Source organism: Neoroseomonas oryzicola (assembly GCF_012163135.1).
Classification (GTDB): Bacteria; Pseudomonadota; Alphaproteobacteria; order Acetobacterales; family Acetobacteraceae; genus Neoroseomonas; species Neoroseomonas oryzicola.
In genome coordinates this window covers 1,175,848-1,197,836 of record NZ_JAAVUP010000001.1, presented here as the reverse complement: position 1 = coordinate 1,197,836, position 21,989 = coordinate 1,175,848, and the positions used below count along the sequence as shown (strand labels likewise).

22 protein-coding genes are annotated in these 21,989 nt (G+C 72.6%); 8 read left to right on the top strand and 14 right to left on the bottom strand.

The features are described from left to right. Positions 1-60: 60 nt before the first annotated feature. Positions 61-1,035 carry a Bug family tripartite tricarboxylate transporter substrate binding protein gene (locus tag GWK15_RS05875; RefSeq protein WP_168039973.1) on the top strand — a complete coding sequence of 325 codons (975 nt, stop codon included), beginning with the start codon at positions 61-63 and terminating at the stop codon, positions 1,033-1,035. Positions 1,036-1,042: 7 nt separating this feature from the next. Here GWK15_RS05875 and GWK15_RS05870 read toward each other — a convergent pair whose 3' ends face one another. The 3 genes from GWK15_RS05870 to GWK15_RS05860 form a co-directional block, all read right to left on the bottom strand. Further along, positions 1,043-1,813 (bottom strand): hypothetical protein, encoded by a 771-nt coding sequence (locus tag GWK15_RS05870; RefSeq protein ID WP_168039971.1) that lies wholly within the window; start codon positions 1,811-1,813, stop codon positions 1,043-1,045. After that, positions 1,810-2,442, bottom strand: a complete 633-nt coding sequence (locus GWK15_RS05865; protein WP_168039969.1) for an isochorismatase family protein — start codon at positions 2,440-2,442, stop codon at positions 1,810-1,812. The genes GWK15_RS05870 and GWK15_RS05865 overlap by 4 nt, the downstream gene beginning before the upstream one ends. A gap of 298 nt (positions 2,443-2,740) precedes the next feature. After that, positions 2,741-3,937: an FAD-dependent oxidoreductase gene (locus tag GWK15_RS05860; RefSeq protein WP_168039967.1), complete on the bottom strand. Its 1,197-nt coding sequence runs from the start codon at positions 3,935-3,937 to the stop codon at positions 2,741-2,743. Between the two features lie 75 nt (positions 3,938-4,012). Here GWK15_RS05860 and GWK15_RS05855 point away from each other — a divergent pair, with 75 nt between their 5' ends. Next, a complete protein-coding gene (locus GWK15_RS05855) occupies positions 4,013-4,828 on the top strand; it encodes a S49 family peptidase (protein WP_168039965.1) in 816 nt (271 codons plus the stop codon). Here GWK15_RS05855 and GWK15_RS05850 read toward each other — a convergent pair. The 6 genes from GWK15_RS05850 to GWK15_RS05825 form a co-directional block, all read right to left on the bottom strand. Then, the gene (locus GWK15_RS05850; protein ID WP_209442000.1) at positions 4,825-5,457 is read right to left on the bottom strand and encodes a sulfotransferase family protein; all 633 of its coding nucleotides are present in this window, start codon (positions 5,455-5,457) and stop codon (positions 4,825-4,827) included. The genes GWK15_RS05855 and GWK15_RS05850 overlap by 4 nt on opposite strands. An 82-nt stretch (positions 5,458-5,539) precedes the next feature. Further along, the gene (locus GWK15_RS05845) at positions 5,540-6,673 is read right to left on the bottom strand and encodes a M20 family metallopeptidase (RefSeq protein WP_168039963.1); all 1,134 of its coding nucleotides are present in this window, start codon (positions 6,671-6,673) and stop codon (positions 5,540-5,542) included. A 3-nt stretch (positions 6,674-6,676) separates the two neighbouring features. Continuing rightward, entirely contained in the window at positions 6,677-6,952 is a 276-nt protein-coding gene (locus tag GWK15_RS05840) for an acylphosphatase (RefSeq protein WP_168039961.1), read from the bottom strand. Further along, positions 6,949-7,656 carry an ATP12 family chaperone protein gene (locus GWK15_RS05835; RefSeq protein WP_168039959.1) on the bottom strand — a complete coding sequence of 236 codons (708 nt, stop codon included), beginning with the start codon at positions 7,654-7,656 and terminating at the stop codon, positions 6,949-6,951. The genes GWK15_RS05840 and GWK15_RS05835 overlap by 4 nt, the downstream gene beginning before the upstream one ends. A 160-nt stretch (positions 7,657-7,816) precedes the next feature. Beyond that, positions 7,817-10,312 carry an AsmA family protein gene (locus tag GWK15_RS05830; protein WP_168039957.1) on the bottom strand — a complete coding sequence of 832 codons (2,496 nt, stop codon included), beginning with the start codon at positions 10,310-10,312 and terminating at the stop codon, positions 7,817-7,819. Positions 10,313-10,322: 10 nt separating this feature from the next. Continuing rightward, the gene (locus tag GWK15_RS05825) at positions 10,323-11,297 is read right to left on the bottom strand and encodes an RluA family pseudouridine synthase (protein ID WP_168039955.1); all 975 of its coding nucleotides are present in this window, start codon (positions 11,295-11,297) and stop codon (positions 10,323-10,325) included. A gap of 68 nt (positions 11,298-11,365) precedes the next feature. Here GWK15_RS05825 and GWK15_RS05820 point away from each other — a divergent pair, with 68 nt between their 5' ends. After that, the gene (locus GWK15_RS05820) at positions 11,366-12,463 is read left to right on the top strand and encodes a 4-oxalomesaconate tautomerase (protein WP_168039953.1); all 1,098 of its coding nucleotides are present in this window, start codon (positions 11,366-11,368) and stop codon (positions 12,461-12,463) included. Between the two features lie 11 nt (positions 12,464-12,474). Continuing rightward, positions 12,475-12,924 carry a YaiI/YqxD family protein gene (locus GWK15_RS05815; RefSeq protein WP_408891868.1) on the top strand — a complete coding sequence of 150 codons (450 nt, stop codon included), beginning with the start codon at positions 12,475-12,477 and terminating at the stop codon, positions 12,922-12,924. On the opposite strand, the gene GWK15_RS05810 is transcribed toward GWK15_RS05815, so the two are convergent. Further along, positions 12,921-13,280, bottom strand: a complete 360-nt coding sequence (locus tag GWK15_RS05810) for a fluoride efflux transporter FluC (RefSeq protein ID WP_338147198.1) — start codon at positions 13,278-13,280, stop codon at positions 12,921-12,923. The two genes, GWK15_RS05815 and GWK15_RS05810, sit on opposite strands and share 4 nt — an antisense overlap. Before the next feature lie 9 nt (positions 13,281-13,289). Then, complete coding sequence (locus GWK15_RS05805) at positions 13,290-14,651, bottom strand: replication-associated recombination protein A (protein WP_168039949.1); 1,362 nt, start codon at positions 14,649-14,651, stop codon at positions 13,290-13,292. Between the two features lie 112 nt (positions 14,652-14,763). Here GWK15_RS05805 and GWK15_RS05800 point away from each other — a divergent pair, with 112 nt between their 5' ends. From GWK15_RS05800 to GWK15_RS05790, 3 genes are all read left to right on the top strand, one after another. Next, positions 14,764-15,708, top strand: a complete 945-nt coding sequence (locus GWK15_RS05800; RefSeq protein ID WP_168039947.1) for a Bug family tripartite tricarboxylate transporter substrate binding protein — start codon at positions 14,764-14,766, stop codon at positions 15,706-15,708. A gap of 41 nt (positions 15,709-15,749) precedes the next feature. Continuing rightward, on the top strand, positions 15,750-16,709 hold the full coding sequence (locus GWK15_RS05795) for a Bug family tripartite tricarboxylate transporter substrate binding protein (RefSeq protein WP_168039945.1): 960 nt from the start codon (positions 15,750-15,752) through the stop codon (positions 16,707-16,709). An 80-nt stretch (positions 16,710-16,789) separates the two neighbouring features. Then, positions 16,790-17,485 carry a CBS domain-containing protein gene (locus GWK15_RS05790; RefSeq protein WP_168039943.1) on the top strand — a complete coding sequence of 232 codons (696 nt, stop codon included), beginning with the start codon at positions 16,790-16,792 and terminating at the stop codon, positions 17,483-17,485. Positions 17,486-17,503: 18 nt separating this feature from the next. Here the strand turns inward: GWK15_RS05790 and GWK15_RS05785 are convergent, their stop codons facing one another. After that, a complete protein-coding gene (locus GWK15_RS05785; protein WP_168039941.1) occupies positions 17,504-18,406 on the bottom strand; it encodes a LysR family transcriptional regulator in 903 nt (300 codons plus the stop codon). A 115-nt stretch (positions 18,407-18,521) separates the two neighbouring features. Here GWK15_RS05785 and GWK15_RS05780 point away from each other — a divergent pair, with 115 nt between their 5' ends. After that, positions 18,522-19,436: an alpha/beta fold hydrolase gene (locus GWK15_RS05780; protein WP_168039939.1), complete on the top strand. Its 915-nt coding sequence runs from the start codon at positions 18,522-18,524 to the stop codon at positions 19,434-19,436. Positions 19,437-19,470: 34 nt separating this feature from the next. Here the strand turns inward: GWK15_RS05780 and pap are convergent, their stop codons facing one another. Then, complete coding sequence (gene pap, locus GWK15_RS05775) at positions 19,471-20,967, bottom strand: polyphosphate:AMP phosphotransferase (RefSeq protein WP_168039937.1); 1,497 nt, start codon at positions 20,965-20,967, stop codon at positions 19,471-19,473. Positions 20,968-21,055: 88 nt separating this feature from the next. Next, positions 21,056-21,988 (bottom strand): tyrosine recombinase XerC, encoded by a 933-nt coding sequence (locus GWK15_RS05770; protein WP_168039935.1) that lies wholly within the window; start codon positions 21,986-21,988, stop codon positions 21,056-21,058. Position 21,989: the final 1 nt, after the last annotated feature.

Below are 21,989 nucleotides of genomic sequence, written 5' to 3'. Positions count from 1 at the left end.
CTTGCCGGCACGCGGCATGCAAGCATCATGGCGGTTACTTCACGCCGGAGACCGACACCGATGGCCGCCATCCGACGCCGTGCCCTGATGCTTGCCGCGCCGGGCCTCGCGCTGCCCTTCGCCGCGCGTGGCCAGGGCGCCTGGCCCGACCGCCCGATCCGCTGGATCAATCCGGGGCCCGCGGGCGGCGCGGGCGACGTGATGTCGCGCCTGGCGGGGGACCGGCTTTCGGCGAAGCTCGGCCAGCCTGTGGTGGTCGAGAATCGCCCGGGGGCGGGGACCAATATCGGCATGACCGCGGTCGCGCGCAGCGCGCCGGACGGATACACGCTGGGTCTCGCCTCCATCGCCTCCCACGCGGCGAACAAGTGGCTTTATCCGAACATGCCCTTCGACCCGGAGAAGGACTTCGCCGCAGTCGGCATGATCGCGCTGGTGCCGAACATCGTCGTCGTGCCGCCGTCCATCCCACCGAAGACGCTGCAGGAATTCGTGGCCTGGGCGAAAGGGCTTGGCCGGCCGCTCAATTTCGGCTCGGTCGGGATCGGGTCGTCCCAGCACCTGGCGGCGGCGCAGTTCGGCCAGATCACGGGCATCGAGATCATCCACGCGCCCTACAACCAGGCAGGTCAGATGAACACGGACCTGATCGAGGCGCGGCTCGACGTGCTGTTCCAGTCGATCTCGGCGGTCGCTTCCATGGCCCAGGCAGGTCGGATGCGGCCCATCGCGGTATCCGGCCCCGACCGCGTGCCGGCCTTCCCAGACCTGCCGACGATGCGCGAGCAGGGCGTCGATGTGACGACGACGGGCTGGTTCGGCCTCGCGACGCCGGCGGGCGTGCCGGAACCGATCCTCGCAAGGCTGGACGAGACGTTGGCGGCTTCACTCGCTGAGGAGGAGCTGCGCCAGCGCATCATCGCCGGCGGCTCGGTGCCGACCATCATGCGGCGCGCGGACTTCGCCCGCTTCATGGCCGAGCAGAGCGAGAAGATGGGCGCGATCATCCGCGCCTCCGGCGCACGGCTGCAGTAGGCGCGGGTCAGGCGAAGGCGCCGCGCAACGCGAGGCCGACGGGGACCATCGCGGGAATCACCTCCCGCGTGAAAAGGCCGAGGGTCGCGAGGAAGCCGGGCAGGGCCGCGGGTGCGGCGGGCGCCGGGCCCAACGTGGCGATCAGCCCTGGCGCTTCGACCGCGGCGGCCGCGACGGCGGCGTCCCGCGCATCGCGCAACGCCGCGCCCGTGAAGATCGGCGCGAGCAGGCCCGCGAGCCGCGCCAACACCTCGGGCCAATGGGCGAGGTGCAGGTAGAGGCTCGGCACCACCGCCGGGTCCGACAGGCCATGCGCGGCGGCGAGCGCGCGCACCGTAGCGGCCTCGGCCGGCGGCAGCGTGTCGAGGCGCGGCAGGGGCGGTGGCGCCGGTAGCGCGGGGCCGACCGGGGCGGAGGCACGCGGCGTGCCTTGCGCCACGCCCTCGGCGCGCATCCGTACCGCCGTCAGCACCGCGAGGTTCGTCAGGTTGCCGCGATTGTAGGTCTCGACCAGGGCGGCGACGCCTTCCGGCGCTGTGCTGTGCGCCAGGGCCGGCACCCGCACGGCCGCCGCGATGCGGTCGCGCGCGCCCGCGGCGGCGCCACTGTTCAACGCCGGCCGTGCCTGCGCCCAGAGCCAGTCCAGCACGCCCGGCAGTGCTGCCGCATGGCGCCAGATCAGGTTGATCTGCGGCACGCCCATCGTCGCGCGCAGCGCCGCGTAGACCGTGGCGATGTCGGGCGTGGCCTCGGCATCGCGGATCTCGATCAGGCTCATCGCGGCGCCGTCCAGGCGGCTTCGAGGTCCGCGCGCGTCATCAGGTCCGCGTATTTCTGGCCCATGTCGAAGAGGTTCGCCTCATGCGGCGCGATGGCGCGGTCGCCGACGCAATCCACCACGCAGACGGTGCGGAAATTGTGCTGCATGGCGTCGACCACCGTCGCGCGCACGCAGCCCGATGTGGTGCAGCCCGCCACCGCCACCGTGTCGACGCGCCGGAACGCCAGCCATCCCGCCAGGTTGGTGTCGAAGAAGCCCGAGGCGCCCTGCTTGCGCACGACCAGTTCGCCCGGCAGCGGCGCGAGCTCCGGCACGATCTGCGACAGCGGGCTGGTCTCCGTCAGCTTGCGCAGCGACGGGGCCTTCAGCGTGAAGACGCCGGCATCCGACCCGTCCTCGGCATAGACCACGCGCGTATGCGCGACCGGCCAGCCCTGCCGGCGCGCGAAGGCGAGCAGTTGCACCGTCTGTTCGATCGCGGGCCCGATGTTGCCGCCGCCGAAATGCGCGGGGTCGGAGAAACCCACCACGAAATCGACGATGACGAGGGCGGGCGCTGCGCCCAGGCCCGAGCGGTTGCCCATGCCCTGCCGGTGGTAGATGTCGGCTTCGGGGTGTCCGCTCATTTTTCTTGTCCCTCAGACGCCGGGCGGCGGCCATCCGGCCGCCTTGGCTTCGCGCCGTGGGCGGGCGTGCCGGGCGCGGCGGATGGTCTGGGCGCGGTCGCGCGTTGCGCTCCCGGCCCGAGGCGTGGCCTCGGGCCGAAGTGTGTTCTGCCCTCAAGCGCCGGGCGCCGCGCATCCGCGCGGCTTGGCTTCGCGCCGTGGGCTGGCGCACCGGGCGCGGCGGGTGGTTTGGGCGCGGTCGCGCGTTGCGCTCGCGGCCCGAGGCGTGGCCTCGGGCCGCCGGGATTTGGCGTCATGGTCACGCGACCGCTCCCAGGTCGCGCAGCGACTGGATCATCGAGCTGCGCAGCAGGAAGGCGCGGTGCTTCGCCGGGTCGGCGGCGGTGGCGCGAAGGTCGTCGTGATAGGCGCGCCGCACCTCCGGGTCGCGCTGGTTCAGGATCTGGCGGTTGCGCAGCGCCGTCGCCTGCACCGTCTCGAGCGCCACCTTCCGCCGTTGGCGCGAATAGCGCTCCATCAGCGCGAGGTCGGCGCCGCGCCAGACCTCGATCAGCTTGCCTGCCAGGTTGAAGGCGTCGTGCACGCCCCCGTTCATCCCCATGCCGCCGAGCGGATTGTTGATGTGCGCCGCATCGCCGGCGATGAAGCAGCGGCCCTTCGCATAGGTGTCGGCCACGCGTTCGTGCACGCGGTAGGCGGTGCGGTGGCGCAGCTCATAGCCCTTGGGATTCGGCACCACCGCCTGCAACCGTTGCTCGATGCGCGCGGGGTCGAGCATCCGTTCCTCGCTCTCCCCCGGATCGGTCGGAAAGAGCACCCGCCACAGGGAGGCCGTGCGCAGCAGCACGAACCACTCCTCGGGGTCGGAGATGTAGGCGATGTTGGTGAGGTCCCCGATCGCCTCGTGGAAGGGGAAGGTGGTCGAAAGGGTGAGGAAGATCTCGGGGATCGTCATCCCCTCGAAGCCTATGCCGAGCGACTTGCGCACCGCCGAGGAGGCGCCGTCCGCGCCGACCAGGTAGCGCCCGCGCAGCGGTTCGCGCGACCCGTCGGGGCGCTCGACCGTCAGCGTCACGCCATCCGCGTCCTGCGCCACCTCCACTGCCTTGGCGTCATAGACGAAGGTCACGTCGGGATTGGTCGCGAGCCGGTCGCGCAGCATGCGCGTCAGCCGCCACTGCTCGCATTGCAGCCGGTAGGGATGCCGCGTGTCGTCCTTCAGGTGACCCAGGTCGAAGGTGGCGATCACCCCGGTGTGCCGGTCGCGGAACTGCCAGGTCGGGCAGATCAGCCCCTGTTCGATCATCGCCCCCGTCACGCCGAAGCGGTCGAGCATGTCGAGCGTCGGCGGATGGAAGGTCGAGGCGCGGAGGTCGTCGGGCAGGTCGCGTGCCTGCTCGACGATCAGGACGGGAATGCCCTCATCCGCCAGCAGGGCGGCGGCAACGAGGCCGGCAGGGCCGGCGCCGGCAATGATCACGCGGTTCTCGGTCATGGGCGCATTGCAGCGCGGGGGCGGCGAACCGGCAAGGCGGCTTGATGCGGGGCGCGGCGTCGGCATCTATGGGGCATGCGTATTCCCTTCCTCGACCGCGCGCCGCGCGTGGCGCTGGTTCGCCTGGCCGGGCTGATCGCCGCGCGGCCCGATCCGCTCTCCGGCGGGCTCAATGCCGCCGGGGTGCAGGCGCTGCTCGAGCGCGCCTTCTCCCTCAAGCGTGTCGCGGCCGTGATGCTGGTGATCAATTCGCCGGGCGGATCGCCGGTGCAGTCCTCGCTGATCGCGCGGCAGATCCGGCGCCTGGCCGAGGAGAAGAAGGTCCCGGCCATCGCGGTGGTGGAGGATGCGGCGGCCTCGGGCGGCTACTGGATCGCCTGTGCGGCGGACGAGATCGTCGCCGACCCGGCTTCGATCCTCGGGTCCATCGGCGTGATCAGCGCCGGATTTGGCTTCGGGGAGGCGATGGCGCGGCTCGGCGTCGAGCGCCGGTTGCGCACGGCGGGGGAGGAGAAGTCCTTCCTCGATCCCTTCCGGCCGGAACGGGCGGAGGATGTCGCGCGGCTCGAAGACCTGCTCGCCAAGTTGCACGAGGAATTCAAGTCCTGGGTGCGGGAACGGCGCGGCGCGAAGCTCAAGTCGCCGGAGGAGACGCTCTTCACCGGCCGCTTCTGGACCGGGCGCGATGCGGTGGGGCTCGGCCTCGCCGACGCGCTGGGCGATGCCGAGAGCGAGGCGAAGCGCCGCTTCGGGGAGAAGGTGAAGATCATCCGGCTGGGCCAGCGCAAGCGCGGCTTCCCCTGGCGGCTGATCCCCGGCGCCCGGGAAGGCGCCGAGGCCGTGGCCCATGCGGTCGAGGAACGCGCCGCCTGGGCGCGGCTTGGCCTCTAGATCGGCGTACCGCCGAGGGGTTCCCAGAACTCCTCGCTGGAATTGACCTTCGGGAAGGGCTCCTCGGGCACCGGCACGCCGAGGAAGCGGCAGAGCGGCTCCCAGCCCTCCGCGACGTCGAAGACCAGCAGGCGGCCGGGCGGGATGGCGGCGCGGACCTCGGCTTCCCGCCTGCGATAGGCGGCGAGCACGCCCTCACGGTCATCGGCGGGGCAGCCGAAGGTCTGTTCCTGCACCATCGAGATCCCGGCCTGGAGCATGTCATGGACATGCGGGGGCAGGGGCGGCAGGGCGTCCCGCTTCACCGCGAGCCGCCCGATCGTCGAGGAGAAGCTGCGCCACCACGACTCCTCGGGCCGCACCGAGTGGATCACCTTGGCGTCGGGGAAATGCGCGGCGAGCTCACGCCAGACATGGGCGCCGGGCCAGTCCACCTGGGACCGGTAGCCGGCGAAGACCGTGTCCCAGTCGACCGCCTTGCCGGCCGCGACGGCCTGCCAGTGCGGCACCTGGGGCGGGTTCGCGAAGACCTCGTGCATGTGGTGGCAGGGCCCGAAGCCGAGCCGTTCGAGGGCCAGTTTCAGCGATGCCGTACCGGTGCGTCCGAAGCCGCTGCCGATGATCTCCAACGCAATGGATGATTCCTCTCGCAGACCCGGCCTGCGGAGGATGGACCGGCCCCGTGACGATGTCACGGAGCCGTGTGTTCTCTCAGAGCCCCGCGGTGCCGGGCCCCAGCGTCTCGAACAGCCGCGCCAGCAGCCGGGTGCGGGGCACGAGGCAGCGCAGCTCGACGAATTCCTCCCGCGTATGCGGACCGCCGCCGATGACGCCGAGGCCGTCGAGCGTCGGCACGCCGAGCGCGCCGGTGAAGTTGCCGTCCGACCCGCCGCCCGCGATGCGTTCCCCGGCCGAGGGAAGTCCCGCCTCCCGTGCCAGCGCCGCGGCGTGGTCGTAGAGCGCCTGGATCGCCGGCGTCTTGCCGAAGGGCGGGCGACCGAGGCCGGCCGTCACCTCGGTGAAGACGTCGGGGTCATGCTGGGGCAGGGCGTGCACGGCCTCGCGCAGCTCGCGCTCCTCGACCGCCGTCGGCACTAGCGCGTAGCAGATGGCGCGGCATTCGGCGGGGACCATGTTCTCGTGCGTGCCGCCCTGCACGATACCGATGTTGACGAAGAAGTTGCGCGGATGGTCGGTGAGCGCCTCGAGTGCCAGGATGTGGTGCGCCATCTCGCGCACCGCGGAACGCCCCTCGGCATGATAGGCGCCGGCATGGGCGGGACGGCCCAGGGTGCGCAGGTGCCAGCGCGCGATGCCGTGCCGCGCGACGGTGAACTTGCCGCCTTCGCCGGAGGGCTCGACCACCAGCGCGGCGCGATGACGCAGGGCCTCCGCCTCGATGGCGGCGCGGGAGGAGGGGCTGCCCACCTCCTCGTCCGGGATCATCATGACGCTGACCGGCAGGCGCGGGCGACGGTCGGTCGCGTGCAGGTGCTGCAGCGCCGCGACCGCCATCGCATTGCCGCCCTTCATGTCGTAGATGCCCGGGCCATAGGCGCGGTCGCCCTCGCGGCGATACGCGAAGGTCCCGCGCTGGTGCACGGTATCGATGTGGCCGAGCAGCAGCAGGCCCGGACCTGGTTCCGCGCCCGCCACGCGGCCGATCAGGATGTCGCCATAGCCGTCGCGGCCCGGGGTTCGCTCGATCGCCGCGCCGATGCCGCGCAGCAGGCCTTCGGCATGGTCCGCGACGCGGTTCACGCCGGCGGCGTCGTTGGTCGGGCTCTCGATCTCGACCCATCCGCGGACGGCGTCGAGCAAGGCTTCGGTCGTGAGGTCGTGCATGTCCTATCCGGTCGGCAGGCGGCGGAAGCCGGGCTCGGCGGGCGCCTCGGCGAAATCCTCGGCGATGTCCTCGACGCGCGCCATGACCGGGCCGCGGCGGCAGAGCAGCAGCAGCGCCTGCACCGCCGCTTCCTCGCCGGCGACCAGCGCCTCCACCGCGCCGTCGCGGCGGTTGCGCACCCAGCCATGCACGCCGAGGCGCTCGGCCTCGATCACCATCCAGTCGCGATAGCCGACGCCCTGGACGCGGCCGGTGATGATGACGATGCGCGCGCTCATGCCCGCACCAGCGCGAGGAAGCGCTCGGCCAGCGCCAGCTCCTGCGCGGCCCGGGCGCGGCGTTCGAGGCGTTCGGGATCCTCGCCCCAGCGGCGTTCCTGGAACACCTCGTCGATGACCGCGAGGCGATGCGCCTCCGCGGCCGCGATCCGGCCAGCCGAGAGCGCGAGCCCGAGCACCAGGCTGCCGAGCGAGGGCACGGCGACGCCGAGGGCCGCGAGTTCCTCCGCGCGATGCGCCGCGACCGCGTCGCGCAGCGCGGCGAGGCTCGCTTCCGGCTGCGTGACGGGCATCAGCCCGGCGGTGACGGTCAGCGGCGCGCCGTGTACCGCCGCGGCCCAGTCGAGCAGCGGCTGCCACTCGCGCGACTGCAACTCGGCGAGCGCCGGATCGTCGGCGCGGTAGCAGAGCAGGTCGGTCTCGCCATACTTCGCGAGGCCCGCGACCATCGCCGCGGGATCCGGCGCGACGCGGTCCTGCGCGGTGCCGAGCAGGCGCGTGAGCGGCACATGCTCCATCGTCATCTCGCCGCCCTTGGCTTCGCCCGCCGCCTGCCATTCGGCGGCGATGGCCTCGGCCAGCGGGCCGGAGGCGGTGGCGAGCGGCTTGCCGCCGGGCAGCCGCAGCGGACGTCCGTCGAGCAGGACGGCGTGGCCGCCCTCGGGCCGTGTCACGGCGACGGCGTTGTCCCAGAAGCGTTTCATCTTTCGTGGCCCTCAGACGGCGGGCGGCCGGCATCCATCGGCCCTGCCTTCGCGGCACGTGCCGCGGGCCGCCTTCGCGGCCTCGGCCCTTCGGGCCGCTGGGCGTGCGGGTCTTCGGCGCGTGTCATGCCGTGCCTGTACTCCCGTTCGGGCGCGGGCTCTACCGCCGCCCGCCGCCGAACAGCCCGCCGAGGCCGCGTAGCAATTCCTGCGTCGTGCCCTGCAATTCGCGCGGCACGCCGGGGACGATCTCCTGCGGCGGCGGCACCGGGCCGTCGGCGCCGAAGCGCGCCAGGCGCAGCTGCGCCGCGCAATCCCCGGCGGGATGCCCCCCGGCGATCCGCCCCCGCAGCCATTCCACCGTCGGATCGCGCCAGAGCCGGTTCGCGACCGTGTCCTCGACAACCTGGGCGAGGGCGCGCGCCGGCTCGGCGCCGATGCGCGGCGCGGCGAGGGTGCCGCCCACGCCGACCGGCGCGCGCACCCGCACGCCGAGCAGCGTGACGTCGGGCAGCAGGCGTGCGGCGATCGCCTCGGATCGCAGGTTCACCGCCACGGAACCCTCGATGCGCCCGGCCGAGGTCTCGGCGAGCAGCGCCTGCGTCGTGGCCATCCCGTCCTCCGCGCTGATCCGCACGGCGAAGCAGCGCAGGTCCAGCCCCTCCTGCGGCGCTCCCGGCAGCAGCAGCCCGAGCAGATCCGGCCCGAGCCGCAGCATGCCCGCGCGGTCGAGCCGCCCGTTCACCAGCGCGAGGCCGGCTTCCCCGGTCAGCGTGCCGGCGAGGGCGCGGGTGGTGGCGCCGCGGCCATGGCCCTCGATCCGGATCTGGGCGCGGCCGTGGATGCTTGCGGCTTCGTGCCGGGCAATGCGCAGCGCGGCGAGGTCGAGGCCCGCGCCGTCGCTCTGGATCGCGAAGGCTATCGCCGGCGGCGATTGCGCGGCGTCGATCGTCACCTGCCCCTGCACGGGCCCGCCCGGCGTCACGGCGGCGAAGGGGGTGAGATGCGCCACGCCATCCGCGATCGCGAGCGTGCCCCGCACCTCCCGCCAGGCCGCGCCGCCGAGGATCAGTTCGGTGGCCGAGACCGCGACGCGGCCCTGATAGGCGCGCACCGCGGCGATCGGCAGCGGGATGTCGGGGATGACGCGGCGTTCGCCCGAACGCGATGGGGCGGGGGCGGCTGCCGGTGCGGATGTCGGCGCAGGGGAGGGTGCGGCCGCCGGTGCCCCGGTCGCGGCACGGGCGGCGAGCCGCTCGCCCAGCGTGTCGAGATCCGCGTTGGTCGCCGCGATGCGGCCCGTGACGCCGAGCGGCCTGCCCGGCCGCAGCGCCAGGTCGCCTTCCGCGGTCAGCAGCGGCGAGGCGACGCGGAAGCGCCGGACGCGGATCTCGCCGTCGAGCCCGGCGGGCAAGGTGAGGTCGGCCTCGATGTCGAGATCCGTCAGCGGCGGCGGGTCCGGCAGCAGCGGCGCGAGCGCGGCGAGGTCCGGGATGGCCAGGCGCAGCGCGGCGGTGCCGCCGGACCGGCCGAGCGGCGCCTCGATGCGCCCCTCGGCGCGCAGCGTCGCGCCGGCCGCCGCGGCCTCGACCAGCGCGGAGACGGGGCGGTCGGCGAGCAGCGCCGCGGGCGTCTCGATCCGGATTGTCGAGGCGACGGCGAGTCCTGCGCGCGTCGCCTCGATCCGCAGCTCGGCGGGCTGATCGAGAGCCGGCGCGCTGAGGCTCGCGCGGGTCAGCGCGAGGCCCTCGCGCAGCGCGCCGAGATCGGCCGCGCCGAAGGTCGCCGTGACCTCCGTGGGGCGCAGCGTGGCGTCGAGGGTGAAGGCGGCCTCGACCGGTGGCAGCGGCGCCGCCTCGGGCAGCCCGGGGACCAGCGCGGCGAGCAACGGGCGCAGCCCGGCTGGCTCGGGCAGGGCGAGGGTCACGCGCAGCGAGGTGCCGGGGCGTCCCTCGACGCCGATTCGGTTGCCGCCGGCGACGAGGCTGCCGCGGATCGCACCGATCGCGTCGCCCTCGGGCCAGGCGTCGCCCTCGATGGTGGCGGTGAGGCCAAGCACGCCGATGCGTGCCGCGAGCCCCGGCGGGCGGCCGCTGCCGATGCCTTCCACCCGTGCGCGGGCGACCGCGACGATGCCGAGACGCGGATCGGGCAGGGTGATGCGGCTGTCGGTGAGGATGATCTCCTCGATCACCATCGGCCGGGCGGCGGTGGCCGGCCGCGCGGGGGTGGCGGGGGCGGTGGGCGCGGGGTCGCGTGGCGCCGCACGGAACAGCCAGTTCGGCGCGCCTCCGGCCGTACGCTCGAGAAGGATGTCGGCGCCGTCGATCTCGATCCCCTCGATGCGGACGTCGCCGCGCAGCAGGGGCAGCAGGGCGAGGCGGACCTCGAGCCGGCGGATCGTCGCCATTTCCGGCCGCGAGCCGCCGGGCAGGTTGGCCAGGGTGGCGCCCTGGACCTCGACGCGCGGGGACAGGCCGGGGCGCAGCGATACGGCGCCGAGCGTCGCCACCCGGCCGGTCGAGGCCTCGATCGCGGCGAGGATGCGCGGCGACAGCGCGCCGGCATCGAGCGCCATGGTCAGCGCGACGACGCCGCCGATGGCGAGGAGTACCAGGCCGAGGAGGATGCCCCCGGCCCATTTCAGGGCCTGCATCGCCGGCGCCTCAGCGCACCCGCCGGCAGGAGGGCGTGCGCGGCCGGTCGAAGCCGAGGAAGGCGAAGGTGTCCTTCATGTGCGGCGGCAGGGGGGCTGCGAGTTCCAGCATGCCGCCCTCGGGGTGCGGCACCCGCAGGGCGCGGGCGTGCAGGTGCAGGCTGCGGTCGCCGAAGCCCTCGGGATGCGCGGCCGCCCCGCCATACTTGCCGTCCCCGAGGATCGGGCATTTCAGCGCCGAGGCGCAGTGGACGCGCAGCTGGTGCGTGCGGCCGGTGAGCGGCGTCAGTTCCAGCAGCGCCGCCTGCTTCTGCGCTGAATCGATGGTGCGGAACAGCGTCACGGCGCGCGCGGCGTCCTTCGCGTCCGACGGGACGACGCGTTCGCCATGGCCGCCGGCATGCTTGGCCAGCGGCATGTCGATGCGGCCTTCGAGCGGATGCGGCCGGCCGACGACGATGGCCCAGTAGGTCTTCTCCGCGTCGCGCCCGCGGAAGGCCGCGGCGAGCTTCGACGCCGCCGCCGGGGTGCGCGCGAGCAGCAGCACGCCGGTCGTGTCGCGGTCGAGCCGATGCACCAGGCGGGGGCGTTCCTCGTTGCCGAAGCGCAGCGCGTCGAGCATGCCGTCGATGTGCTTCGCGATGCCCGGCCCGCCCTGCACCGGCATGCCCTGCGGCTTGTCGAGGGCGATGACCGAATCGTCGCGGTAGATCACCAGACGTTCGAGGGCGGCGGCCTCCCGTGGGTCGATCGGCTTGGGTTCGGCCTTGGGCGCCGGCGCGTCGGGCATGGGGGGGATGCGGAGGACCTGGCCGGGGACCAGGCGGGTATTGGACTCGGCGCGCTTGCCATCGACGCGGATCTGGCCGGACCGCAGCATCTTCTGCAGCGCCCCTTGCGTGAGGGCGGGGAAGTGGCGGTGGAACCAGCGATCGAGGCGGATCTCGCCATCCGCGGGGCGGACGGTACGGGTGGTGACGGGCATGGCGCCCTATAGCACGGCTTCGCGGGGGGTGCTGACGACTGCCCGGGGCGGGCCTATCGTCCGGCCCCATGACCCAGACCGCGATCCCCTGCACCCTGATGCGCGGCGGCACCAGCCGCGGCCCCTATTTCCTCGCCTCCGACCTGCCGGAAAGCCGGGAGGGGATCGCGCAGGTTCTGCTCGCGGCCATGGGATCGCCCGATGCGCGGCAGATCGACGGCCTTGGCGGCGCGACGACGCTAACGAGCAAGGTCTGCATCGTCTCCCCGGCCGCGATGGGGGAGAAGCAGCAGGTCGACTACCTGTTCGCGCAGGTGTCGGTGGACAAGGCCTTCGTCGATTTCGGGCCGACCTGCGGGAACATGCTGGCGGGCATCGGACCCTTCGCGATCGAGAAGGGGCTGGTCCCGGCGCAGGATGGCGAGACCAGCGTGCTGATCCGCGCGGTGAACACCGGCGCGCTGATCGATGCGGTGGTGCAGACGCCCGGCGGCAAGGTGACCTATGAGGGCGATACGGCGATCGCCGGCGTGCCCGGCACGGCCGCACCCATCGTGCTGAACTTCGCCGATGCGGTGGGCGGGGCGACAGGCAAGCTGGCGCCGACCGGCAACATGAAGGACGTGATCGAGGGGGTGGAGGTCACCTGCCTCGATGTCTGCATGCCGGTGGTGATCGCGCGCGCGGCGGACCTCGGCAAGACGGCGCGGGAGAGTGCGAAGGAGCTCGACGCCGACAAGGACTTCATGGCGCGGATCGAGCGCATCCGCCGCGCCGCGTCGCTCGCCATGGGCATGGGTGACGCGGAGGGGCGCGTGATCCCGAAATTCGCGATGGTCGCCGAACCGGCGGGCGGGTCGGGCATCGCCGCGCGCTACTTCACGCCGCTCGCCTGCCATGAGGCTATGGCGGTGACGGGCGGCATCTGCATCGCCACCGCGACGATGCTGCCGGGCACGGTCGCGGACGGGATGGCGCGCATCGGACCGAACGAACGCGAAATGGTGGTGCTGGAACACCCGACCGGGCAGATGGAAGCGGTGATCAGCACGCGCCGTACCGGCAACGAGAATGTCGAGGTGCTGGGCGGCGGCACGCTGCGCACTGCGCGCAAGCTGATGGCCGGCGAGGTCTTCATCCCTTCGCGCGTCTGGGCTGGCCGCTGACCCAACCGACCATCTACATCGACGGCGATGCCTGCCCGGTGCGCGACGAGACCTATCGCGTCGCCGGCCGGCTGGGCTTGCCCGTGGTCGTGGTCGGCAACGGGTCGCGCGGCGTGCGCCCGCCGCCGCTGCCGAATGCGCGCATCGTCGTGGTGGGCGAGGGCGCCGACGTCGCCGATGACTGGATCGTGGAGCACATCGCCGCGGGCGATGTCTGCGTCACGTCCGACATCCCGCTGGCCTCCCGCTGCCTTGCGAAATCGGCCAAGGCGCTGGCGCCGAACGGGCGCGTCTGGGACAGCAGCAACATCGGCGGTGCGCTCGCGAGCCGCGAGATCGGCCGCAGCCTGCGCGAGGCCGGGATAGCGACGGGCGGGCCGCCGCCGCTCGACAAGGCGGCGCGGTCTCGCTTCCTCTCGGCGCTCGATACGCTGGTGCAGGCGTCGCTGCGCGGGCGCTAGCGGCGCAGCAGCCAGAATCCCGCGACGCAGCAGGCGACGCCGAGCGCGATGGACGCCGCCACATAGGCGATCGACAGAAGGGGCTCCCGTTCCCACAGCATCGTCGCCTCGAGCGAGAAGGCCGAGAAGGTGGTGAAGCCGCCGAGCAGGCCGGTGACGAGGAGGAAGCGCGCATTGCCCTCGAGCCCGGCGCCGGCCATGGCGCCGATGACGAAGCTGCCGATCGCGTTCACCGCCAGCGTTCCCCAGGGGAAGGCCGCGCCCAGCCATTCCAGCGCGGCGACCGAGGTGAGGTAGCGCAGCACCGATCCGGCGGCGCCGCCGATGGCGACGAGCAGCACCGCGGTGAAGGTCACCGGCACCGCTCAGCCCCGCTTCCTGCGGCGACGGATCTCGTCCCACCGCGCCATGCGTTCGGCGATGGCGGCTTCCGCGCCGCGGTCGCTCGGGCGGTAGAAGGATTGGCGGCGCATCTCGTCGGGGAAGTAGTCCTGGCCGGAGAAGGCCTCGTCGGCATCGTGGTCGTATTCGTAGCCGCTGCCGTAGCCGATTTCCTTCATCAGCTTCGTCGGCGCGTTGAGGATGTGCTTGGGCGGCATCAGCGAGCCGGTCTCCTTCGCGGCGCGCATCGCCGCGCCGAAGGCAGCATAGACGGCGTTGGACTTCGGCGCGGTGGCCAGGTGCACGACGAGTTGCGCGAGCGCCAATTCGCCTTCCGGCGAGCCCAGCCGTTCGTAGGTCTCCCACGCCGCGATCGCGAGGGGCAGGGCGCGCGGATCGGCCATGCCGACATCCTCGGCGGCGAAGCGCGTCAGGCGGCGGGCGATGTAGCGCGGATCCTCGCCGCCCGTGAGCATGCGCGCATACCAGTAGAGCGCCGCGTCGGGGTCCGATCCGCGCATCGACTTATGCAGCGCGGAGATGAGGTTGTAGTGCTCCTCGCGGTCCTTGTCGTAGAGCGCGGCGCGCTTCGCGAGCAGGTTCGACAGCGCGGCGGTGTCGAGCGGCTTGGTGCGTTCCGGCAGCGCGAACAGCTGCTCGGCCATGTTGAGCAGATAGCGCCCGTCGCCGTCGCCCATGGCACGCAGCGTGGCGCGCGCGGCCGCATCCAGCGGCAGGGGCCGTCCGGTCAGTGCCTCGGCACGGTCCAGCAGCAGTTCGAGCGCGGCATCGTCCAGGCGCTTCAGCACCATCACCTGGCAGCGCGAGAGCAGCGCTCCGTTCAGCGCGAAGGAGGGATTCTCGGTCGTCGCACCGACCAGGGTGACGGTGCCGTCCTCGACCACCGGCAGGAAGCCGTCCTGCTGGGCGCGGTTGAAGCGGTGGATCTCGTCCACGAACAACAGCGTGCCCTGGCCGTTGGACTTGCGCGCGCGCGCCTCGTCGAAGGCGCGCTTCAGATCAGCGACGCCGGAGAACACCGCCGACAGCGCGGCGAAGCGCAGCCCTGCGGCTTCCGCGAGCAGGCGCGCGATCGTCGTCTTGCCGACGCCCGGCGGGCCCCAGAGGATCAGCGAGGCAAGCGAGCCGCGCTCCAGCATGCGCGCGATCGCGCCTTCGGGGCCGAGCAGGTGGTCCTGGCCCACCACCTCCGCCAGCGTCTGCGGGCGCAGCCGGTCGGCGAGGGGACGCGCGGCATCGGGCGTCGCCGCGGATGCATCCTCCGCAGGGGCGCCAAAGAGATCGGAGGCGGGCGCGGGATTGCCCTGCGGACGGCGAACGGCCATGACCCGAGGATACAACGCCAATGGGACGGGAGCGACAGATGACGGGCGGAACGATCCTCCGTCATCGACCCGTCGCTTGACGGATCGGCCAGGGACGCCCACCCCAGGGGCCATGCTGCGCCGCGCCCTGCTCGCCCTGCCGCTCGCCAGCCCGGCCCCGGCCCAGGACCGGCCGGTGCGCCTCGTCATCGCCTTCCCGCCGGGCGGATCGACCGACATCCTCGGCCGTCTGGTCGCGCCGCGCATGTCGGACCTGCTGGGCGCCGTCGTGACGCCGGAGAACCGGTCCGGCGCCTCGGGCGCCGTCGGCGCGGGCTATGTCGCGCAGGCGGCGCCGGATGGGGCGACGCTGCTGCTCGATTCCGGCGGCCAGAGCGTCAATCCCTTCCTGCTGCGCGGGCTCGCCTTCGATTATGTTAGGGACTTGGCGCCGGTCACGCTGCTCGCAACGCTGCCGTTGCTGCTGGTGGTGCGGGCGGAGTTCCCCGCGCAGGACCTGCCCGCGCTGCTCGCGCGGCTGCGCGCCGATCCATCCCAGGCGCGTTACGGCAGCGTCGGCGTGGGCGCGCGCACGCACCTCGCCATGGCGGCGCTGCTGCGCCGCGCGGGCATCGCGGGCGAGCACGTGCCCTATCGCGGCGGCGCCGACCAGATCGCGGGGCTGCTGCGCGGCGACCTGCCGATGGGCTTCACCTCCGTGGCACTCGCCGCGCCGCTGCTGCGCGACGGGCGGCTCAGGGCGCTCGGCATCTCCTCGGCGGAGCGCAGCGCGCTGTATCCCGACCTGCCGACCGTCGCGGAACAGGGCTTCGCGGGCTTTGCCATGGGCGACTGGCTCGGGCTGCTCGCGCCCGCCGCGACGCCGGCGCCGACCATCGCGCGCGTCGCGGCGGCGGCCGCCGATGCGGTGAACCAGCCGGCGCTGCGCCCGCGGCTCGATGCGCTCGGCCTGCTGCCGGCGGCGGAGGGGCCTGAGGCATTCGTCCGCTTCCTCGCGGCCGAGCGCGCCTTCTTCGGCGCCTTGATCCGCGACGAAGGCATCCGCCTCGACAGTTGAGCCGCATCGGGCGAGCATCGCCGCAACGGGAGGACCACCACATGCTTCGTCGCGCGCTGCTCGCCACGGCCTTCGCCACGCCGGCCCTGGCCCAGGGGCCCTGGGCGCCGACGCGACCGATCCGCCTGATCGCGCCCTATCCGCCCGGTGGCGGCGTCGATACGACCTCGCGGCTGCTCTCTGTGCCGATGGGCGCGTTTCTCGGCCAGCCCGTGGTGGTGGAAAACCGCGGTGGCGCCGGCGGGTCGATCGGGGCGCAGGAACTCGCGCGCAGCGCGCCGGACGGGCAGACCATCATGGTCGATGCGCTGGCCCATACGGTGAACCCGCATCTGATCCGCGGCCTCGGCTTCGACTACGCCACCGCCTTCGCGCCGATCAGCCAGGTGGTGGTGCTGCCGCAGATCCTCGCGGTGAATCCGCAGAAGGTGCCGGCCAGGACGGTGCAGGACTTTATCGCCTGGGCCAGGCCGCGGCAGCGGGAATTGTCCTACGGCTCCTCGGGCAATGCCACGGCGGCACATCTGGCCGCGGCGCTGTTCCTCAACCGCGCCGGGCTCGACATCACGCATGTGCCCTATCGCGGCGGCACGCCGGCGTTGCAGGACCTGCTGGGCGGCAACATCGCCTTCGTCTTCGGCACCGTCTCCTCGACGCTGCAGCTGGTGCGGGACGGGCGGCTGGTCGCCCTCGGCGTCACCACCACGCAGCGCATCCCTCCGCTGCCCGAGGTGCCGACCATCGCCGAGCAGGGCTTCGAGGGCTACGAGCTGAACGAGTGGAACGGGCTCTATGCCCCGGCCGGCACGCCGGCGCCGGTGGTGCAGCGGCTGTACGAGGCCGCGCAACATGCGCTGGCCGATGCGACGGTGCGCCAGCGCCTCGATGCGCTGGGCGCCATTCCGCTCGGCACCGATCCCGCGGTCTTCGCCCGCTACGTCGCCGAGCAGCGCGCCCTGATGGGCCGCATCGTGCGGGAAGCGAGGATCGAGGCCGGCTGAGCCACCCTATTCTTGATCCGCGTCAAGGCGCCGGGCCCGGACGCGGGCAAGTCTGCGGCAATATCCAACGGAGGAATACCATGCGCGCCCGGGACATCATGACCCCCGACCCCGTTTCCGTCCCGCCCGAGACGCCGCTCGAGGTCGTCGCGGCGCTGATGGCCGAACGTCACATCTCCGGCCTGCCGGTCGTCGAGACGGATGGCCGCCTGGTGGGGCTGGTCACCGATGGCGACCTGATGCGCCGCCTGTCGGCGAAGGAGGACAAGCCGGCATCGTTCTTCGCGGCGATCCTCGGCGCCAATGCCGACCAGGCGCTCGCCTATGCCCGTGCCCATGGCCGGCGCGTGCGCGACGTGATGAGCACCGATCTCGCCACCGTCGGCCCCGAGGCCACGGTCGAGGAAGTCGCGCATATCCTCGAGACCAAGCGCATCCGCCGCGTGCCGGTGGTCAGCGACGGGATGCTCGTCGGCGTCGTCTCGCGCGCCGACCTGCTGCGCGCGGTGATGGCGCCCGTCGCCAGTGGCGCGGAGGAGGAGGCGTCGGACCCGCGCATCCGTCGCGAGCTCTATACCGCGATGGAGGCGCAGCCCTGGGTCAGCACGCGCTTCGTCTTCCCCGAGGTGAAGGACGGCACCGTCACCTTCCACGGCTTCATCGCGGGCCAGGAGGCGAAGACGGCGCTGCGCGTCCTCGCCGAGGGCGTGCCTGGCGTGAAGCAGGTGTCCTTCGACACCTCCGAGCCGCCGCGCATCATGATCGGCGTGCCCTGATCGTCCGGCACGTCGGGGTCAGTCGCGATCCCATACCGGCGGGTCGCCGAAGGCCCGCCGCAGATGCGCGACCAGTGCGCGCAGCTTGGCCGAGCTGCGCCCGCGTTCGGCGTGGACCAGCGCGATGACTTCCGGCTCGGGCTCCGCGCCCGGATGGATCGCGACGAGCCGGCCGGCGCGCAACGCCTCGCCGGCGATGAAGGACGGCAGCATCGCGATGCCGAGGCCGGCCTCCGCCGCGTCGCGCATCACGTCGCCATTGTTGACGGCGAGCGCGACGCGGGCGCGCACCAGGACCGGTCCTATGGCGCCCATGAGCCGCCAGTCTGCGACGCCCCGATGGGCGTAGAAGATTCCGCGATGGCGCTCGAGCTCGTCGATGCTGTCCGGCACACCATGCTGCGCGAGATAGGCCGGCGAGGCGACGAGGCAGCGCCGGCTGGTGGCCAGGCGCAGCGCGACCAGCCGGCTGTCCTCCACCGACCCGTGCCGGATCGCCGCGTCATAGCCTTCCGCGGCGATATCGACGCGCCGGTCGTCGAGTTCCAGCGACAGGGCGATGCCCGGATGCGCGGCGAGGAAGGGATACAGCGCGGGCCCCAGATGCATCCGCCCGAAGGTGACGGGCGCCGATAGCCGCAGCGGCCCCGTCAGGCTCCCGCGCCGCTCCGCGAGCTCGGCCGCCGCGTCCTCCACCTCCCGCACGATGCGTCCCGCCCGGTCGAGGAAGGCGACGCCGTCCTCGGTCAGCGAGAGCCGCCGGGTGGACCGGTGCAGCAGCACCGCGCCCAGGCTGCGCTCCAGCTCGGTCAGCCTTTCGCTCACCACGGATTTGGCGAGGCGCAGGCGGCGCGCCGCCTCGCTGATCGAACCGGCCTCGGCCACCTGGACGAAGGTCGCGATGGCATCGAGCTTGAGCATCGTTCTGCTTTTCCGAATTTGGATTTCGGCTTTTTCAGTCTGCTCCGAACGATACGAAAGCGCCATCGTCTGCCCACCCAGGCGGCCCGATCGGCCGTCTCCCAGGAGACAGACCATGATCCGTTCACTCGTCGGCGCGGCCTTCGCGCTGGCCTTCGCCCTGCCGGTCGCGGCAGAGGTGCCCCCTTATCCCGCCGGCTTCCGGACGCAGCAGGTCCAGGTCGACGGCGCCACCCTCCATGTCCGCATCGGCGGGCAGGGCCCTGCGGTGCTCATGATCCACGGATACGGCGAGACCGGCGACATGTGGTCGCCGCTCGCCGCCGCGCTGGCCGCCGACCACACCCTGATCGCGCCCGACCTGCGCGGCATGGGCCTCTCCTCGAAGCCCGAGGGTGGCTACGACAAGCGGACCCAGGGCGTGGACATGGCGCGGATGCTCGACGCGCTTGGAGTCGCGCGCGTCGATCTCGTGACCCACGACATCGGCAACATGGTCGGCTACGCCTTCGCCGCGCAGTACCCCGAGCGCGTGACGCGCTTCGTGCTGATGGATGCGCCGATCCCGGGCGTCGGTCCCTGGGACGAGATCCTCAAGAGCCCGTTGCTGTGGCATTTCCGCTTCGGCGGCCCCGACATGGAACGCTTGGTGGCGGGGCGGGAGCGCATCTACCTCGACCGCTTCTGGAACGACTTCTCGGCCGACCCCGCCCGCTTCGACGAGGCTTCCCGCGAACACTACGCGCGGCTTTACGCCCAGCCGGGTGCGATGCGCGCCGGCTTCGCGCAGTTCCTCGCCTTCGACCAGGACGCGGTGGACAACCGGGCGCTGCTGGCGCGCGGGCCGCTGACCATGCCGGTGCTCGCGATCGGCGGGGCGGCGTCGCTGGGTCCGGTGATGGGCGCGGTCGCGCGCGGCGCCGCGACCAATGTGGAGGAACTGATCATTCCCAATTCCGGCCACTGGCTGATGGAGGAGCAGCCCGAGGCGACCGTCGCGGCCATCCGCGCCTTCCTCGCCCGGCGCTGAGGCGCGGGCCGGCCTCCACCGACGGGAGGTCGGCCTATTTCGTCCGCTTCAGCGCGTCCTCGACCATGTCCGCGAGGGTGGAGATGACCTTCACCCGCGCGTGCAGCTTGTTGTCGGCCTCAACCAGCGTCCAGGGTGCCTGGCCGGTCGAGGTGCGCTCGACCATCTCGCAGACCGCTTCCTCGTAGGCGTCCCACTTCTCGCGGTTGCGCCAGTCCTCCTCGGTGATCTTGTGGCGCTTGAAGGCGGTCGCCTCGCGTTCCTTGAAGCGGCGGTGCTGCTCCTCCTTGCTGATGGCGAGCCAGAACTTCGCGACCACCGCGCCGTGGTTGACCAGCTGCTCCTCGAAATCGTTGATCTCGCCATAGGCGCGGCGCCAGTCGGCCTCGGGCGCGAAGCCTTCCACGCGTTCCACCAGCACGCGGCCATACCAGGTGCGGTCGAAGATGGTCACGCGCCCGGGCCGCGGCATGTGCCGCCAGAAGCGCCAGAGATAGGGCTGGGCGCGTTCTTCCTCGGAGGGTGCGGCGACCGGCACGATGCGATAGGCGCGCGGGTCGAGTGCGGCGCCGAGGCGGCGGATCGCGCCGCCCTTGCCGGCGGCGTCGTTGCCCTCGAACGCCGCGATGACGCTGATCCTGCCATAGCGCTTGTGCCGCGTGGCGCGGGCCAGCCGTCCCTGCGCCTCGGCCAGCGCCTTGTCGTAGTCGTCGCGCGACATTTCCTGCTTGAGCGTCAGCGCGCGGATGACGTTCACCTGGTCGGGAAGGGCGGGCTTCGCCTTCGCCTTGGCCGGCGGCTTCGCCGGGGCGGGCGGCGGCGCGTCGAGCCGCTCGCGCATCGCCGCGAGCAGATGCCGCCCGACGAAGAGCGCGCGGTAGCGGTCGTCGGCCGCCGGCACCACCGTCCAGGGCGCATTGCCGGTCGAGGTCTCGCGCAGGAAGGGTTCGCAGACCTCGATGAAGTCGTCGTAGCGGTCGAACAGCGCCCGGTCGTAGCGGGAGACCTTCCAGGAGGTCTCCTTGTCTTTCTCCAGCGCCTTGATGCGCTTCTTCTGCTGCGCCTTGGACAGATGGAACCAGTACTTGATCAGCAGCACGCCCTCGTCGGTGAGCATGCGCTCGAGGCGCATGATCTCCTCCATCCGCGCGGCGAAGCCGTCGGGGCCGAGGTTGCCGAGCACACGCTCGAGGATCGGCATGGTCTGCCAGGCGCCGAAGAAGATGCCGATGCGCCCCTTGGGCGGCAGCGCCTTCCAGAAGCGCCAATTGGGCGGGTGGGCGGCCTCCTCCTCGGTCGGGATGGCGAAGCCTGTCACCTCGATGAAGCGGGGGTCCATCCATTCGTTGAGCAGGTGGACCGTCTCGCTCTTGCCGGCGCCTTCGATGCCGGCGATCAGGATCAGGACCGGGAAGCGCTTCCGCTCCCCGAGGTCGCGCTGGGCCTGGAGCAGGGCGCGGCGGAGTTCCGCCTCCTCTGCCTTGAAGGCCGCCTTGTCGACCTTGTGGTCGAGTTCCGCCGCTTCGAACATCGCGTTCCCATCCTGCCGCGCGCCTCGGGTCGGGCGCTTCGCGGAACGGGATCATGCATGAATGCGAACGCATCCGGTAGCGCCGCGATCAGCCGGCGCGCGGGTGCGCCTTCTTCCAGGTCGCAAGCAGCCCCGCCGCATCGACCGCGGTGTAGCGCTGCGTGGTCGATAGGCTGGCATGGCCGAGCAGGTCCTGGATGGACCGCAGATCCGCCCCGGCGCCGAGCAAATGCGTCGCGAAGGAATGCCGCAGCGCATGGGGCGTCGCGTGCTCCGGCAGGCCGGCGAGGCGGCGGAATTCGCGCAGCGACTTCTGCGCCACCGCGGGGTCGAGCCGCTTGCCGCGGGCGCCGATGAAGAGCGGTTCGTCCGGCGCCCCCGGCCCGCGATGCTTCAGGTAGCCGGCGATCGCCGTGCGGACCGCGGGCAGGACGGGGACGACGCGTTCCTTGTTGCCCTTGCCGCGCACCCGCAGTGCGTCGTCGCGCCCCGGCAGCGGCGCGTCGCCGAGGTCGAGCGACAGCGCCTCCGCGATGCGCAACCCGGCGCCGTAGAGCAGGGTGAAGAGCGCGACGTCGCGCGCGGCCTGCAACTCGGGGCGTTCGTGGCGGCCGAGGGCGTAGACCTCGCCGGCCTCGGTCGCGACGGCGCGGGCCGCCTCGGGCGTCAGGGCGCGCGGGATGGGCGGCTTCGGCCGCGGGCCGCGCAGCGCGCCGAGCGGCAGCGCCGCCAAGCCGTGATGCCGCGTCAGGTAGCGCAGTAACCCGCGGATGGCGGCGAGCCGCCGCGCCCGCGTCGCCGGCGAATCGCCCTGCGCCGCGCGGTGCGCGAGGAAGGCGCGCAGATCGGCCGGCGTGAGCGCGCCGAGCGCCGCGAGGTCGGGCTCGCCCCCCAGGTGATGCGTGAGGAAGCCGAGGAATTCGGCGGTGTCGGCGCCATAGGCCTCGAGCGTATGGGGGCTCGAGCGGCGTTCGCCCGCGAGCCAGGCCAGCCAGGCGGCGCGCGCCTGATCGGCAGTCATC